Raw genomic sequence first — 16,137 nt, 5'->3', positions numbered from 1 at the left:
TTTTACTCCTGAGGAAAAGGGTCGGGCGCGGCTTACGCCACGTCCAGACAGAGGTATTTAAGATCGGTAAAGGCTTCGAGCCCGTGGCGCGAGCCCTCGCGGCCAATGCCGGACTGTTTGACGCCGCCGAAGGGGACCGGCGCGCCGGTGATCTTGACGCGGTTGATGGCGACCATGCCATAGTCGAGCGCGCGGCCCATGCGCAATTGCCTACCGCCGTTTTCGGTGACGACATAGGCGACGAGGCCGTATTCGGTGGCATTGGCGCGGGCGACGACTTCCTCTTCGCTGTCGAAGGGCGTCACGGCCGCAACCGGACCGAAGGTCTCCTCGCGCATGATCAAAGCGTCGTCTCCAACGTCGGCGAGCAGGGTCGGCTGGTAGAACAGCGGCCCGGCAGGATGGCGCTTGCCGCCGGTCAGGCAACGCGCGCCTTTGGCGAGCGCATCGGCCACCTGCTCCTCGACCTTCTTGACGGCGCGTTCGTGCATCAAGGGTCCGATTTCGGTGTCGTCAGCGAGGCCATTGCCGGCCCGCAATGCCTCGACGCGTTTAGCGAAAGCAGCGCAGAACCGATCGTATATCGGACGCTGGACATAGATGCGGTTGGCGGCGAGGCAGTCTTGGCCGGAGGTGGCGAATTTAGCGTCGACGGCGATGGTCACAGCCTTGTCGAGATCGGCGTCGGCGAAGACGATCAGAGGCGCATGACCGCCAAGCTCCATCACCAGACGCTTCATCGTCGGCGCACTTTGCGCGGCGATCAACCTGCCGATCTCAGTCGAGCCGGTGAAGCTCATTGCCCGCACGCGCGGATCTTCGCACATCCGCCCAACGATGGTCGAAGCCTTACCGGTGAGAACGTTGAAGACGCCAGCCGGCAGGCCGGCACGTTCGCCAAGTTCGGCTAGCGCCAGTGCCGACAGCGGCGTTTCCGAGGAAGGATGCGCGACGATGGTGCAGCCGGCGGCGAGGGCGGCCGCCGCCTTGCGGGTCAGCATGGCCGCGGGAAAATTCCACGGGGTGACGACGCCGACGACACCAAGCGGTTCGCGTCGCACCACCATCTCGGCATTTGGCAGATGGCTGGTGACGCTTTCGGCGTTGAGACGTTTGGCCTCCTCGGCATACCACTCGACAAAAGAGGCGGCGTAGTCGATCTCGCCGCGCGATTCCTTCAGCGGCTTGCCTTGTTCTAGCGTCATCAGCAGGGCCAGGTCATTTTTGGCGGCGACGATCAGATCGAACCATTTTCGCAAGATTTTCGACCGTTCCTGCGGCAGCAATGCGCGCCAGGCAGGAAAGGCGCGCGATGCCGCATCGATCGCCAATGTGGTCTGCCGGGCATCGAGCGCGGCAACGAAAGCGACGGTGGATCCGGTAGCCGGATCGGTCACCTCGAAACTCTCCGCGGTCTCGCTCGCCGTCCAGTGGCCAGCGACATAGGCGAGTTCGCGCAGCAGCCGCCGGTCGGCAAGGCGATCAAGCGCTTCATGGCGGTGCGAGCGGGCAAAATGTGCGGACATCATCGGGCTCCCGGTTCGGGTGATGCCGCAAGACTATCTCTGCCGCGCAAACAGAGAGGCTGTTTGCGTGCCTGCACGTAGAGAGATTGTCTCTATTGCCCTGCCCAGCCAGACGATCTCTCCGGTATCAGGAAGATGCCGGCAACAGGTCCGCCACCGGCAGCACACTCTCCTCCTTCACCGTCTTGGTGACGATATAGGTGAAATAGCGGTCGATGCCGATCTCGCGCTCGAGCAGATTGTCGACCAGCCGCTGATAGGCGTCGATGTCGCGCGCCATGACTTTCAGCAGGTAATCGACGCCGCCGCCGACAGACCAGCAGGCGATGATCTCGGGAATGTTGCGGATGACACGCTCGAAACGGTCGAAATCGGCCTGGCGGTGGTTGGCAAGCGTCACCTCCATCAGCACGGTGGCGACCGGCGCGATGGCGCGCATGGCGATCCTGGCATGGTAGCCCGAGACGATGCCGGCCTTTTCCAGCTTGCGCAGCCGCATCCAGCACGGCGTCGGCGACAGGCCGACTTTCTCGGCCAGCGCCAGCTTGGTGATGCGCCCGTCGCGCTGAATGGCGTCGAGGATTTTGAGATCGATCGGATCGAGTTTCGCTGCAGCCATGATCGTCCACTTCTAGTGCCGGACACCATGACGGCGCATTATTTCGATTGTCAATTGCACTGATTTCGATCTCTAATAAGTCATGACATTTTGGCGACCAGATCCCGCTCTTATCCGGCGGCCGGCCTATCAATCGCTCGCCGACCAGTTCGCGCGCGCCATCCATGACGGGCGCCTGGCCAATGGCGCGCGCTTGCCGACGCACCGGCAACTGGCCGACGATCTGAAACTTTCCGTGCAGACGGTCAGCCGCGCCTACGAGGAATTGATCCGCCGCGGGCTGGTTTCCGGCGAGGTCGGCCGCGGCAGCTTCGTGCAGACACAGCGCCGCGAGCCGGAGCCGCCCTATCTGCCGGAGCGGCTGGGCGAGGTCATCGATCTCTCCATCCTGAAGCCGGTCTGCGAACCGATGCATCTGGAGCGGCTGAGGCAGGCGCTGGGCTGGCTCGCCGAAAACCTGCCGTCGAGCTCGGCGCTGTCGTTCAGGCCGAACATGGTGTTCCCGCGCCACCGCGCGGTAGGTGTCGAGTGGCTACGCCTCTGCGGCCTCGACGCGTCGCCGCAGAACATCAGCCTGACCAACGGCGCCACCGCCGGTATGACGGTAGCGCTGATGAGCGTGGCGCCGCCCGGTTCGACCGTCGCCACCGAGGCGATCGGCCATCACACGCTGATCCCGCTGGCGCGCTATCTCGGCTTCAATCTCGAGGGTCTGCCCATCGACGACAATGGGCTGATCCCGGAAGCGCTCGACGAGGCCTGCCGGCTGTCCGACATCCGCGCCGTGTTCGTGCAGCCCTCGGTGATTAACCCGACGGCAACGCTAATGGATGCCGCCCGGCGCGAGCAGATCGCGACGGTGGCGCGCAGGCACGACATCGCCATCATCGAGAACGACGTGCTCGGCCCGCTGGTCGAGGACCGGCCGCCGCCCGTCGCGGCGTTTGCCCCCGAGCGCACGCTCTACGTCACCTCCTTCACCAAGATCGTGGTGCCGGGCCTGCGCATCGGCTATCTCGCGGCGCCCGATCGTTATGTCGCCGCGGTCGCCAATCGCCATCTCGTCTCGAACTGGATGGCGACGCCGTTGGTGGCCGAGATCGCCACCAAATGGGTGACCGACGGCACCGCGATGGAACTCGTGCGATGGCAGCGCCTGGCTTTGCGGCGGCGTCTGGACATAGCCGCCGAGGTGCTTGCCGGAGTGGACTATCGGGCTCATCGCGACGGGCTGCATGTCTGGCTGCAACTGCCCGATGACCGCGGTGAGGAAAGCTTTGTTTCCCAGGCCCGCCTGCAGGGCGTGGCGATCGCGCCCGGCACGTCGTTTCGCATTTCGCAGATGCCTTGGCATCCAGCCGTACGGATTTCGCTGGGCTCGACCACGGAGGGGGAACTGCGTGCCGGTCTCGGCGTTGTCACCAAGCTTCTGCTCGGCGATCCCGAGCATCTCCTGCTTGCGATCTAGACGGCGAATGGCGCGAAATTGTGCGGAATCCGAAATATTGTCATGATATTATTTTCTTGATTGACATGATTTGCCGCGATCCGCATCGTTAAAGGCAAGCTTCTCCAGCACGGGAAATTCATTGTCGGCTCCCATCATCAAGATCGACGGCATTTCAAAAAGCTTCGGCACCTTCAAGGTGCTGGACGGCCTCTCGATGCAAGTCATGCCCGGCGAGAAGCTGGCACTGATCGGTCCATCGGGTTCGGGCAAGACGACGATCCTGCGCATCCTGATGACGCTAGAGCGTATCGACAGCGGCCACATCCAAGTCGACGGCGAACAGTTGTACCACATGGAGCGTAACGGCCGGCTGCTGACGGCCGATGAACGGCATTTGGCAAAAATGCGCCAGAAGATCGGCATGGTCTTCCAACTGTTCAATCTGTTTCCGCACAAATGCGTCATCGACAATGTGACGCTGGCACCGATGCTGACCAAAGGCGTGCCGCGGGCCGCCGCCGAAAAGCGGGCGATGGAACTGCTCGACATGGTCGGCATGGTCGACAAGGCCAAAGCGATGCCGGCGCAGCTTTCAGGCGGCCAGAAGCAGCGCGTCGCGATTGCGCGGGCGCTGGCGCTGTCGCCGAAAATCATGCTGTTCGACGAGGTCACCTCGGCGCTCGACCCTGAGCTCGTCGACGAGGTGCTCAACGTCATGCGCAAGCTCGCCGCCGAGACCGACATGACCATGCTGCTGGTCACCCACGAGATGGGTTTCGCCCATGACTTCGCCGACCGGGTGCTGTTCTTCGATCGCGGCAGAATAGTCGAGGAGGGCAAGCCCGACGAGATTTTCCGCCATCCCAAACAGGAGCGTACGCAAGGTTTCCTGAAGAAGATCATTGCGGCCGGACATCGGGTCTGACTGCCATGCGAGGCGGCGACGCCTCAAGCAAGCCAAGAAGACAGACAAACAAGGAGTTGGGAACAATGAAGAAATTTGCCATTTTGGCCGGCGTCGCCGGTATTGCGCTGACTGCGGTGCTGGCCGCCTCGACGGCCGGCTCGGCCGACGACAGCAAGCTCGAAGAGCTCAAGGCGCAAGGCTTTGCCCGCGTCGCCATCGCCAACGAGCCGCCCTATACGGCGGTCGCTGCCGACGGCAAGGTTTCGGGTGCGGCGCCTGACGTTGCCCGTGAAATCTTCAAGCGCCTTGGCGTCAACGATATCGTCGCCTCGATCTCGGAATATGGCGCCATGATTCCCGGCCTGCAGGCCGGCCGTTTCGACGTCGTCACTGCCGGCCTGTTCATGAAGCCGGAACGTTGTGCTGCGGTCGCCTATTCGGAACCGGTGCTGTGCGACGCCGAGGCGATGCTGGTGAAGAAGGGCAACCCGAAGGGCTTCAAGAGCTACGAGGACGTCGCGAAGGACGCGAGCGCCACGATCGGCGCGCCGGGTGGCGGCACCGAAGAGAAGCTTGCGCTCACCGCAGGTGTGCCGCGCGAGCGCGTCATCGTCGTGCCGGACGGCCAGAGCGGCCTGAAGATGCTGCAGGACGGCCGCATCGATGCTTATTCGCTGCCCGTGCTGTCGATCAACGACCTGGTCAAGAAAGCCAATGATCCGAACCTCGAAGTCATCGCGCCGGTGGTCGGTGCGCCGGTCTATTGCGACGGCGCGGCCTTCAAGAAGGGCGACGAAGCGCTGCGCGACGCCTATGATGTCGAGCTGGCGAAACTGAAGAAGTCCGGCGAGTTCGCCAAGATCATCGAGCCTTACGGCTTCTCGGCGGCGGCGGCAATGTCGACGAGCCGCGACAAGCTCTGCTCGGCGAAGTAGGTGCGTTCTTCCTTCTCCCCGTTCACGGGGAGAAGGTGGCCCGAAGGGCCGGATGAGGGGCGGCGCCATACTCCGGTTGGTTCGCGCTGTCCCTCATCTGCCTGCCGGCATCTTCTCCCCGTGAACGGGGAGAAGGACGCTGGAACCAACGTGTCGCTAGACATTCAACGCGGAAACTTTCGACCCAATGACCCAATGGTCCGGCTATTTCGGCCTGATATTGCAAGGAGCGCTTGTCACCATCGAGCTGACGCTGATGGGGTCGGTGCTGGCCTTGGTCATGGCCTTTCTTGCCGGGCTGGGGCGGCTGTCGCGGTTTTTCGTGCTACGCGCGCTGGCCACCGCCTATATCGAGTTCTTCCGCGGCACCTCGATTTTCGTGCAGCTGTTCTGGGCTTATTTCGTGCTGCCTTTTGCCGGCATTTCGTTGACGCCGCTGCAGGCCGGGGTGCTGGCGCTGGGCCTCAATGTCGGCGCCTATGCGGCGGAAGTGGTGCGTGGCGCCATCAAGTCTATCGGCCGCGAACAATATGAGGCCTGCACCGCCCTCAATCTCGGCCGCTGGCAAGCCATGCACCATATCATCTTGCCGCAGGCGCTTCTGGTGATGCTGCCAACCTTCGGCAACAACGCCATTGAATTGCTCAAGGCCACCGCCGTCGTTTCGCTAATCTCGCTCGCCGACCTGACCTTCCAGGCGCAGGTGGTGCGCTCGCAGACCGGCAATACTCTGGTGCCGTTCAGCACCATCCTCGTCATCTATTTCGTCCTGGCGCTGCTCATCTCATGGGGCGTGCGGTCGCTGGAACGCCGCATGGCTCGTGGCCTCGACGGGGTGCGCGTATGATGGACCGGGCCTGATAATGGAATGGGATTGGGATTTTGTCCGGCAGATCCTGCCGACGCTGATCGAGGGGGTGAAGATCACCATCCTGGCGACGCTGCTTGGCTCGGTGCTGGCGGCCATCGTTGGGTTGGGCATCGCATTGGCGCGCCGGTCGCCGAACAGGGCTCTGTCGCGCACCGTCGGTTTCCTTGCCGAGTTCATCCGTGGCACGCCGCTGTTGGTGCAGCTCTATTTCATCTTCTACGTGCTGCCGGATTTTGGCATCCTGTTGCCGCCGCTTGTCGCGGGCGTCATCGGTCTCGGGCTGCATTACGGCACTTACACGGCCGAGGTCTACCGCGCCGGCATCGATAATGTTCCGCGCGGCCAGTGGGAAGCGGCCAAGGCCTGCAATCTGAACGCCACCCAGACCTGGACGCACATCATCATTCCGCAGGCGATCCCGCCGATGATCCCGGCGCTTGCCAATTATTTCATCGCCATGTTCAAAGAGACGCCGCTGCTGTCGGCGATCACCGTGCTCGAACTGATGAACCAGGCCAAGAGCGTCGCCAATACCTATTATCGGTATATCGAACCGATCACCTTGGTCGGCGCCTTCTTCCTCGCCATCAGCCTGTTCTCGGTGGTGCTGCTGCGCTGGCTGGAACACCGTTATGGGCGGATCGAACGATGAGCGCTGCACCCGAAATCCGCCTGCGCCCGGCCCGGCCGGCGCTCGATGCGCGTCCGCTGGAAAAGCGGGTCGGCCTGATCATCCTTGCCACCGACCATACGAGCGAACCGGATTTTCACCGCATGGTGGCAAGCGACCGCATCGGGGTCTATGTCGCGCGCATCCCCTACGCCAACCCGACGACGCCGGACAATTTGCGCAAGATGCAGCAGTCACTGACGGCGGGCGCGGCCCTGATCCTGCCCGACGAGCCGCTCGATGCGATCTGCTATTCCTGCACCTCGGCTTCCGTCGTGATCGGCGATGCCGAAATCGAGGCGGCGGTGCAGGCCGCCAAGCCCGGCGTGCCGGTGGTCACGCCGCCGATGGCCGGGGTGCGCGGCCTGAAGGCGCTGGGCGCCAGGACGATCAGCATCCTCACTCCCTATACGGTCGAGACCAGCCGGCCGATGGCGGCCTATTTCACCGAGCATGGTTTCGAAATCGTCAGCTTCACTTGCCTCGGCTTCGAGGATGATCGCGAGATGGCGCGGATTGCGCCGAAATCCTTGGTCGATCTGGCTCGCGAGGCGACGGCCGAACACTCGGACGCGCTGTTTGTCTCCTGCACGGCACTGCGGTCCGCGGCGGCAGTTGTCGGCATGGAAGAAGCCATCGGCCGTCCTGTCGTCACCAGCAACCAGGCGACAGCCTGGAATTGCCTGCGGCTTTGCGACGACGACGAGCCGCGCCCTGAATTCGGCCGTCTGATGACGCTGCCGCTGAACTGATTGATAAGCCATGACCACGTCCAGGATAAGCCTCTCCGATATCCACGCCGCGCGCGAGCGCATCGCAGACAAGGTCGAGCGTACGCCGACCGTCACTTCCCGGAGTCTTTCCCAGCACTTGGACGCTCCTGTTTATCTCAAGCTCGAACACCGGCAGACCACCGGCGCCTTCAAGCTGCGCGGTGCCTCGAACGCTATCGCTTCGCTGACAGAAGAGGAGAAGGCGCGCGGCGTCGTCGCTGCCTCGACCGGCAACCACGGCCGGGCGCTGGCTTATGCCGCTCGACTGCAAGGTATCGACGCGACGATCTGCATGTCGCGGCTGGTGCCGCAGAACAAGCTGGACGAGATCCGTCGGCTCGGCGCCGAGATCCGCATCGTCGGCAACAGCCAGGACGATGCGCAGCGGGAGGTCGAACGGCTGGTCGCGGAAGAGGGGCTGATCATGCTGCCGCCCTTCGACCATCCTGCCATTGTCGCCGGGCAAGGCACGCTCGGGCTGGAGATCATCGAACAGGTTCCGGACGCCGCCTTGGTGCTGGTGCCGCTTTCCGGCGGTGGGCTGGCGGCTGGCGTAGCTGCTGCCGTGAAGGGCGTCAGCCCGGCGACGAAGGTGATGGGCGTTTCAATGGCGCGCGGTGCGGCGATGAAGGCGAGCCTCGACGCCGGACATCCGGTTTTGGTCGAGGAACTGCCGACACTGGCCGATTCCCTCGGCGGCGGCATAGGCCTCGACAACCGGCTGACCTTTTCCATGTGCCGCGACCTGCTCGACGATGTGATCCTGCTCAGCGAGGGCGAGATCGCCACCGGCATCCGCCATGCCTATGAACAGGAGCGCGAGATCGTCGAAGGCGCCGGCGCGGTCGGCATCGCAGCCGTGCTTGCCGGCAAGGTCAGGGCGAGCGGCCCGACGGTGCTCGTGCTGTCCGGCCGCAACATCGATATGACACTGCACCGCAAGATCATCTGCGGCGAAGCAATTGCGGAGAGCGCAGCATGAGCCGGATGACGATCCTCACCGAAGCTGAATTGCGCGAGATCGTGAAGCTCGATCTTGATGCCATCGCCTGCGTCGAGAACGCGTTCCGGGCGCTCGCTACCTTGCCGGTGGCGATGCCGCCGATCCTGCGGCTGGACATTCCAGAGCATCGCGGCGAGGTCGACGTCAAGACCGCCTATGTACCGGGTATCGACGGTTTTGCGATCAAGATCAGCCCCGGCTTTTTCGATAATCCCAAGCTCGGCTTGCCCAGCGTCAACGGCATGATGGTGCTGCTGTCGGCGAAAACCGGATTGGTCGAAGCGCTGCTGCTCGACAATGGCTATCTCACCGACATCCGCACGGCCGCCGCCGGTGCGGTCGCCGCCAAACATCTGTCGCGGCCGGACTCCTCCGTTGCCGCGATCTTCGGCGCCGGTGTTCAGGCCGGACTGCAGCTCGAGGCGCTGATGCTGGTGCGGCCAATCACCGAGGCTCGCATCTGGGCAAGGGATGCCGCCAAGGCCGAGGCCGCGGCCGACGCATTGTCCGAAAGACTGGGCATCGCCGTTCACGCCGAGCCCGACGCGGCAAAGGCTGCGGCCGATGCCGACATCATCGTCACCACGACGCCGTCGACCGAGCCGCTGATCAAGGCCGGCTTCGTCTCCGCCGGCCAGCATATCACTGCCATGGGCTCGGATGCCGAGCACAAGAACGAGATCGCGCCGGCGATCCTGCGCATGGCCGATCTCTACGTCGCCGATAGCGCCAAACAGACGCGCCGGCTGGGCGAACTGCACCATGCTATCGCGGCGGGCGTGATGGCGTCCGATGCCGAAATCACCGAGCTTGGCCACATCATCGCCGGCGAAAGGCATGGCCGGCGCTCGGACAGCGACATCACCATTGCCGACCTGACCGGCACCGGCGTGCAGGACACGGCGATCGCCACGCTCGCCCGCGACCGTGCGCGTGCAGCCAAGACCGGTACGATTTTCGAAAGCTGATGCTGGCCGCAAGGCCCAACAAACGAGGACCAAGAACAATGCAGCCCAATTTGAAATTCTCGCGCGGCGAATATGCGGAGCGCCTCGCCAAAACGCGGAAGGTCATGGAGGCCAAGGGCGTCGATCTATTGATCGTCAGCGATCCGTCCAACATGGCCTGGCTGACCGGCTACGACGGCTGGTCGTTCTACGTGCACCAGGCTGTCATCGTGCCGCCGTCGGGCGAGCCGGTGTGGTACGGGCGCGGCCAGGACGCCAACGGCGCCAAGCGCACCGCCTATCTCGCGCACGACAACATCATCGGCTATGCCGACCACTATGTGCAGTCGACCGAGCGCCATCCGATGGATTTTCTGTCCAGCGTGCTCTCCGATCGCGGCTGGGGCAAGCTCAGCATCGGCGTCGAGATGGACAATTACTGGTTCTCGGCCGCTGCCTTCGCAGCGCTGCAGAAGCACTTACCCAATGCCCGCTTCGTCGACGCCACGGCACTCGTCAACTGGCAGCGCGCGGTGAAGAGCCCGACCGAAATCGACTACATGCGCAAGGCCGCCCGCATCGTCGAAGCGATGCACCAGCGCATCGTCGATAAGATCGAGGTCGGCATGCGCAAATGCGACCTGGTCGCCGAGATCTACGATGCCGGCACGCGCGGCGTCGACGGCATCGGCGGCGACTATCCGGCGATCGTGCCGCTGCTGCCGTCAGGCGCCGACGCATCGGCGCCGCATCTGACCTGGGACGACCGGCCGATGAAATCCGGCGAGGGCACCTTCTTCGAGATCGCCGGCTGCTACAACCGCTATCACTGCCCGCTGTCGCGGACCGTGTTCCTTGGTAAACCGACGCCGGAATTCCTCGATGCAGAAAAGGCGACGCTGGAAGGCATGGAGGCGGGACTTGCCGCCGCCAAGCCCGGCAACACATGCGAGGACATCGCCAACGCCTTCTTCGCGGTGCTGAAGCGGTACGGCATCGTCAAGGACAACCGCACCGGGTACCCGATCGGGCTTTCCTATCCGCCTGACTGGGGCGAGCGCACGATGAGCCTGCGTCCAGGCGACCGCACCGAGTTGAAGCCCGGTATGACCTTCCATTTCATGACCGGCTTGTGGCTTGAGACGATGGGGCTGGAAATCACCGAATCCATCCTGATCACCGAGACGGGCGTCGAGTGCCTGGCGAATGTGCCGCGCAAACTGGTGGTGAAGAATTGAGTCCGATGTCCAGCCTTCGCCCGTCACCGATCACGCCGACCGTCGATTTCGAGCGCGACGGCGTGCAGCACGGTTTCCTGCGCCTGCCTTACAGCCGCGACGATTCCGCCTGGGGGTCGGTGATGATCCCGATCTGCGTCATCCGCAACGGCAAGGGGCCGAGCGCATTGCTCACCGGCGGCAATCATGGCGACGAGTACGAGGGGCCGCTGGCGCTCTATGACCTCGCCCGTACGCTCGACCCGAAGCAAGTCAGCGGCACGATCATCATCGTGCCGGCGATGAACTATCCGGCGTTCCGCGCCGGCACGCGCACCTCGCCGATCGACAAGGGCAATCTCAACCGCAGCTTTCCCGGCCGGCCCGACGGCACGGTGACCGAGAAGATCGCTGATTATTTCCAGCGCGAGCTTCTGCCCCGTACAGACATCGCGCTCGACTTCCACTCCGGCGGCAAGACGCTCGACTTCGTGCCGTTCTGCGCCGCCCACATCCGGCCCGACAAGGTGCTGGAAGCGAAGGGTTTCGCTGCGGTTGAAGCCTTCTCCGCACCATGGTCGATGAAAATGCTGGAGATCGACGCGGTCGGCATGTTCGACACTGCCGCCGAAGAGATGGGCAAGCTGTTCATCACCACAGAGCTTGGCGGCGGCGGGACTTCGCGCGCGGAAACGGTGCGGATCGCACGTCGCGGCGTGCTCAATGTGCTGCGCCATGCCGGCATCGTCGCCGGCGCGGTCGAGATGCAGCCAACCCGCTGGCTCGACATGCCGTCCGGCGATTGCTTCTCGTTCGCCGAGGACGACGGGATGATCGAAACCATGATCGATCTCGGCGAGCCGGTGGCAGAGAACCAGGTGCTGGCACGTATCCATTCCATAGGCCGCACCGGCGGCGCTCCGCAGGAGATCCGGGCCAAAATGTCCGGTCTGTTGGCGGCGCGGCATTTTCCGGGGCTGGTCAAGGCCGGCGACTGCGCTGCCGTGGTCGCCGTGCTGGTCGATTGACGGTTAGGAAGCCGATGTCGGGAACGGCTCGGTCCTGCCTTTGGGGCGATCGCCGATGGCAAAGACGGCGCTCGCCTCGCTGACGATCGAGACATGATCCTTGGCGGCTGTTCCGGCCGCCGCACTGTCGCCGCGCATGATTGCGGTGACGATGGCGTCATGCTCCTGCCATGACTGGGCCAGCCGGCCGGGCAGCATGAATTGCGCGCGCCGGAACGGCGCCAGGCGGCCGCGGGTCATGACGGTCAGTTCATAAATGTGCTTGCTGTGGGCGCCGCGATAGAGCCGGGTGTGGAATTCGGTGTTGAAAAGCTCATACTCTTCTTCAGCACCGAGCTGCACCAAGCGCGCCGAGGCCTGATGCTCGGCCTCCAGCGTGCGGCGCTCGCCAGCGGTCATGCGCTCGGCCGAGAACCGCGCGCAGATCGCTTCAAGCTCGGCCATGCTTTCGAACATCGAGGCGAGGTGCTCCTGCGTCACCACGGCGACGGTGGCGCCGCGGTTCGGCCGCCTTTCGACCAGCCCCATGGCGCTGAGCCGGCTGAGCGCTTCCCTGATCGGCGTGCGTGAGACGTCGAAGCGGGCGGCGAGCGAGGCTTCGTCGAGCTTTTCGCCCGGGCGCAGGAAACCGGTGACGATCCGGTCGCTGATCGCCCTCACCATCTGATCGACGGTCGTGCCCGACCTGATCAAATTGCGCTTTCCCGACACGTCTCCTCCGTCCAGTCTTTTCGCTAGAGCCGTAAGCCACTCACCGGCTTCGATTCCTCCGCATCTCTGTATGCCTATGTTTTAGCCGTCATGTCAAATTGGCGATTTTGGAGGCAAAAAGTGTATGCAATTGCTCCGGCTTTGTGCAGGCCACATCGGCACCCTCATTGATATTGCTGAATAAATCTCATTTCTGAAACTGGCATGCTGATTGCATACACTTCTTTCATTGAGGTGTTAACCGGCCCCAAAGGCCCCACAGAGGGAGCATTCAATGTTCGAGAGATTCATGCTTAGCCGCCGCGACCTGCTCAAGACCTCCGCCGCCGGAGCGGCGCTCGGCCTTGCGTCCGCATCGTTTCCGATCAGCAGGGCCTTCGCCGCGACGGCCACCGTCGGCTTCATCTATGTCGGGCCAAAGGACGATTACGGCTACAACCAGGCGCATGCCGAAGGCGCCGCCACGCTGAAGGGGATCGAAGGCATTTCCGTCGTCGAGGAGGAGAACGTGCCGGAGACGGTCGACGTGCAGAAGACGATGGAATCGATGATCAACCTCGACGGCGCGTCGCTGATCTTCCCGACCTCGTTCGGCTATTTCGATCCGCACATGCTCGCCATGTGCGCGAAATTCCCCGACGTGCAGTTCCGCCATTGCGGCGGCATGTGGAACAAGGACAAGCATCCAATGAATGCCGGTTCCTATTTCGGCTATATCGGCATGGGCCAGTATCTGAACGGCGTCGTCGCCGGTCACACCAGCAAAACCAAGAAGCTCGGCTTCGTCGCGGCAAAGCCGATCCCGCAGGTGCTGCTCAACATCAATTCCTTCCTGCTCGGCGCGCGCTCGGTCGACCCGACCATCACCTGCCAGGTGATTTTCACCGGCGAGTGGTCGCTAGCGGTCAAGGAGGCCGAGGCCACCAATGCGCTGGTCGACCAGGGTGCCGACGTCATCACCTGCCATGTCGACAGCCCCAAGGTGGTGGTCGAGACGGCGGCCGGGCGTGGCGCCTTCGTCTGCGGCTATCATGCCAACCAGAGCCCGCTGGCGCCGGAAAAATACCTGACCGGCGCGGAATGGAACTGGGCCAAGGTCTACAAGATGTTCGTCGACGATCTGGTGGCCGGCACACCACTGCCCAATTTCACGCGCGGCGGCCTGGCCGACGGCTTCGTCAAGATGAGCCCGCTCGGCCCCGCCGTCGGCGATGCCGCCCGCAAGCAGTTCGACGGCACGCTGGCCGAAATGATGAAAGGCGGGTTTTCCGTCATCAAGGGTCCGCTGAAGAGCAACAAGGGCGTTGTCGTGGCGACCGAAGGCCAGGCCTTCGCCGAGACCGCGCTCGAGCTCGAAAGCATGGATTACCTGGTCGAGGGCGTCGTCGGTTCGACCGCCTGAACCGGAGCGGAGACGGGCCATGGCAGACACGGTCGGCACTGCGGGCGCACCGGCGCTGTTTGGCGCCAGGAATTATCCGGCGGCGCTCGAATGGGCGGCGCGGCGGGCGGAAGCCTTCGTCATACCGCTCGCGGCGCTGATCGTCGGCATGGCGCTGTTCAGCCTGTTCATCGCGCTGGTCGGCAAATCGCCGGTGCAACTCTACGAGACGATGTGGCGCGGCGGCTTCGGTTCGTGGTTCTCGATCCAGAACTCGCTGTCGCGCGCAGCACCGCTTTTATTGGCAGCGCTCTGCGTGGCGCTGCCGGCCCGGCTCGGCCTTGTCGTCATCGGCGGCGAAGGCGCGATCGTGCTGGGCGGCGTCGCCGCCGCCGCCATCGGCGTCGCGGCGAATGGCGCGCCGTCTTTTGTGGTCATCCTGCTGATGGGAGTGGCGGGCGCGGTCGCCGGCGGCACCTGGATAGGTGCCGTCGGCGCACTCCGCCACTACCGCGCCGTCAACGAAACCATCTCCAGCCTGCTGTTGGCCTATATCGCCATCGCGCTGATGAACCATCTGGTCGAAGGGCCGCTGCGCGATCCGGCCTCGCTCAACAAACCCTCGACCGAGCCGCTGGCGGATGCCTACCGCATCGGCAACATTCCAGGCATGGACGTGCACTGGGGCCTGGTCGTCGGCATTCTCGCCTGCGTCCTGTCCTGGCTGCTGATCGAAAAGACGCGCTGGGGGTTTGCCGCTCGCATCGCCGGCGGCAATGTCAGGGCAGCCCAGGTACAAGGACTTGCCGTCGGACCGCTGATCGTCGGCTTCACCGGGCTCGCCGGCGGCTTTGCCGGGCTAGCCGGCATGCTGGAGGTCGGCGCCGTGCAAGGCAGCGCCAACGCCTCGCTCGCCGCCGGCTACGGCTATACCGGCATCCTCGTTGCCTTCCTCGCCCGCCACAATCCGCTCGCCATCATCCCGGTCGCTTTCCTGCTCGGCGGTATTGGCGCTTCCGGCGGGCTGATCCAGCGCCGCATGGACCTGCCCGACGCCACCGTGCTGGTGCTGCAAGGCATGCTCTTCGTCGTCATCCTGTTCAGCGAAACCTTTTACGGCCGCTTCAAGGTCTTCAATCCCGATCTGTGGAAGAGGGGCTCCTGATGGACGCGACCGAGATCGGCCTGTGGGGCGTGCCGCTCGCCATCCTCGGCGGCGCCATCCGCGTTTCGACGCCGTTCATCTTCGTCTCGCTCGGCGAAGCCATTACGGAGCGCTCAGGCCGCATCAATCTCGGCCTCGAAGGCACGCTGGTCTTCGGCGCAATGACCGCCTATGCGGTCGCAGTGATGACCGGCTCGCCATGGCTCGGCCTGCTGGCTGCCGCAGGTGCCGGTCTTTGCTTCGGCCTGTTCCATGGCTGGATCTGCAAATTCCGTGGGGTTAACGACATCGCCATCGGCATCGCGCTGATGCTGTTCGGCTCCGGTCTCGCCTTCTTCTTCGGCAAGCCGTTCATCCAGCCCTCGGCACCAGACCTGCCGGCCATCGCCTTCGGTGGCTGGTCGGATATCCCGCAGGTGCAGGCGGCGCTCAACGTCAATGTGCTGTTCCTGATCGGGGCCGCACTTGCGCTGTTCCTGTGGTGGGCCTTCCGCAATACGCGCGCCGGCCTGATCGTGCGCGTCGTCGGCGACAGCTCCGATGCGGCGCGGGCCATGGGCCTCAATCCCAACACCGTGCGCCTGCTTGCGACAGGTGTCGGCGGTGCGCTCGCCGGCATCGGCGGCGCCTATCTGTCGCTTTATTACCCCGGCAGCTGGACCGAACGCATCTCGTCGGGGCAGGGCCTGATGGCGGTGGCGCTGGTTATCTTCGCGCGCTGGAATCCGCTCGGCTGCTTTGCCGCGGCACTATTGTTCGGCGGCGCCGGCGCGCTGGGCCCGGCGTTGCAGTCGGTCGGGGTGACGCAGGGCTACTATCTCTTCTACGCCGCACCTTACATCCTCACGCTCATCATCATGATCGCCACCTCGTCGCCGAACCGCTCGCTTGCCGGCGCGCCGGGCGAGTTGTCGATCACCAAATGACTGGAGTT

The 16,137-nt window shown here is 64.0% G+C and carries 16 protein-coding genes; 13 read left to right on the top strand and 3 right to left on the bottom strand.

Going from position 1 to position 16,137, the window contains the following annotated elements; genetic code table 11:
* Nucleotides 1-32: 32 nt before the first annotated feature.
* Together NKI29_RS18240 and NKI29_RS18235 are read right to left on the bottom strand one after the other, a co-directional pair.
* Nucleotides 33-1,526, bottom strand: coding sequence for an NAD-dependent succinate-semialdehyde dehydrogenase (locus tag NKI29_RS18240; protein WP_352796927.1), 1,494 nt, complete (start codon nt 1,524-1,526; stop codon nt 33-35).
* Nucleotides 1,527-1,653: 127 nt separating this feature from the next.
* Complete coding sequence (locus NKI29_RS18235; RefSeq protein ID WP_352635936.1) at nt 1,654-2,145, bottom strand: Lrp/AsnC family transcriptional regulator; 492 nt, start codon at nt 2,143-2,145, stop codon at nt 1,654-1,656.
* Nucleotides 2,146-2,227: 82 nt separating this feature from the next.
* On the opposite strand from NKI29_RS18235, the gene ehuR reads away from it, so the two are divergent.
* From ehuR to doeB, 10 genes are all read left to right on the top strand, one after another.
* Nucleotides 2,228-3,613: a MocR-like ectoine utilization transcription factor EhuR gene (gene ehuR, locus NKI29_RS18230; protein WP_352796870.1), complete on the top strand. Its 1,386-nt coding sequence runs from the start codon at nt 2,228-2,230 to the stop codon at nt 3,611-3,613.
* A gap of 121 nt (nt 3,614-3,734) precedes the next feature.
* Nucleotides 3,735-4,520: an ectoine/hydroxyectoine ABC transporter ATP-binding protein EhuA gene (ehuA, locus tag NKI29_RS18225; protein WP_023677199.1), complete on the top strand. Its 786-nt coding sequence runs from the start codon at nt 3,735-3,737 to the stop codon at nt 4,518-4,520.
* A 65-nt stretch (nt 4,521-4,585) separates the two neighbouring features.
* A complete protein-coding gene (gene ehuB / locus NKI29_RS18220) occupies nt 4,586-5,437 on the top strand; it encodes an ectoine/hydroxyectoine ABC transporter substrate-binding protein EhuB (RefSeq protein WP_023677200.1) in 852 nt (283 codons plus the stop codon).
* Nucleotides 5,438-5,624: 187 nt separating this feature from the next.
* A complete protein-coding gene (gene ehuC, locus NKI29_RS18215; protein WP_023677201.1) occupies nt 5,625-6,284 on the top strand; it encodes an ectoine/hydroxyectoine ABC transporter permease subunit EhuC in 660 nt (219 codons plus the stop codon).
* 16 nt (nt 6,285-6,300) lie between these two features.
* Nucleotides 6,301-6,960, top strand: a complete 660-nt coding sequence (gene ehuD, locus NKI29_RS18210) for an ectoine/hydroxyectoine ABC transporter permease subunit EhuD (protein WP_023677202.1) — start codon at nt 6,301-6,303, stop codon at nt 6,958-6,960.
* Complete coding sequence (eutA, locus tag NKI29_RS18205; RefSeq protein ID WP_023677203.1) at nt 6,957-7,730, top strand: ectoine utilization protein EutA; 774 nt, start codon at nt 6,957-6,959, stop codon at nt 7,728-7,730. The genes ehuD and eutA overlap by 4 nt, the downstream gene beginning before the upstream one ends.
* Nucleotides 7,731-7,740: 10 nt before the next feature.
* Nucleotides 7,741-8,733 carry a hydroxyectoine utilization dehydratase EutB gene (eutB, locus tag NKI29_RS18200; RefSeq protein WP_023677204.1) on the top strand — a complete coding sequence of 331 codons (993 nt, stop codon included), beginning with the start codon at nt 7,741-7,743 and terminating at the stop codon, nt 8,731-8,733.
* A complete protein-coding gene (locus NKI29_RS18195) occupies nt 8,730-9,722 on the top strand; it encodes a cyclodeaminase (protein WP_023677205.1) in 993 nt (330 codons plus the stop codon). The genes eutB and NKI29_RS18195 overlap by 4 nt, the downstream gene beginning before the upstream one ends.
* A 38-nt stretch (nt 9,723-9,760) precedes the next feature.
* A complete protein-coding gene (gene doeA, locus NKI29_RS18190) occupies nt 9,761-10,939 on the top strand; it encodes an ectoine hydrolase DoeA (RefSeq protein ID WP_023677206.1) in 1,179 nt (392 codons plus the stop codon).
* A 5-nt stretch (nt 10,940-10,944) separates the two neighbouring features.
* Complete coding sequence (gene doeB / locus NKI29_RS18185; protein ID WP_023677207.1) at nt 10,945-11,946, top strand: N(2)-acetyl-L-2,4-diaminobutanoate deacetylase DoeB; 1,002 nt, start codon at nt 10,945-10,947, stop codon at nt 11,944-11,946.
* A gap of 3 nt (nt 11,947-11,949) precedes the next feature.
* Here doeB and NKI29_RS18180 read toward each other — a convergent pair whose 3' ends face one another.
* Nucleotides 11,950-12,609 (bottom strand): GntR family transcriptional regulator, encoded by a 660-nt coding sequence (locus NKI29_RS18180; RefSeq protein WP_352455454.1) that lies wholly within the window; start codon nt 12,607-12,609, stop codon nt 11,950-11,952.
* A 322-nt stretch (nt 12,610-12,931) separates the two neighbouring features.
* On the opposite strand from NKI29_RS18180, the gene NKI29_RS18175 reads away from it, so the two are divergent.
* The 3 genes from NKI29_RS18175 to NKI29_RS18165 are packed head-to-tail and all read left to right on the top strand — an operon-like array spanning nt 12,932 to nt 16,129.
* Nucleotides 12,932-14,059, top strand: coding sequence for a BMP family ABC transporter substrate-binding protein (locus NKI29_RS18175; protein WP_352796868.1), 1,128 nt, complete (start codon nt 12,932-12,934; stop codon nt 14,057-14,059).
* A gap of 19 nt (nt 14,060-14,078) precedes the next feature.
* On the top strand, nt 14,079-15,203 hold the full coding sequence (locus NKI29_RS18170; RefSeq protein WP_352796865.1) for an ABC transporter permease: 1,125 nt from the start codon (nt 14,079-14,081) through the stop codon (nt 15,201-15,203).
* Entirely contained in the window at nt 15,203-16,129 is a 927-nt protein-coding gene (locus tag NKI29_RS18165; protein ID WP_352569074.1) for an ABC transporter permease, read from the top strand. Before NKI29_RS18170 ends, NKI29_RS18165 begins: the two co-directional genes overlap by 1 nt.
* The last annotated feature ends 8 nt before the right edge of the window (nt 16,130-16,137 follow it).

Source organism: Mesorhizobium sp. M0678 (assembly GCF_040320505.1).
Lineage (GTDB): Bacteria > Pseudomonadota > Alphaproteobacteria > Rhizobiales > Rhizobiaceae > Mesorhizobium.
The sequence above is the reverse complement of the archived record's forward strand: the minus strand, read 5'-3'. Positions and strand labels throughout refer to the sequence as shown.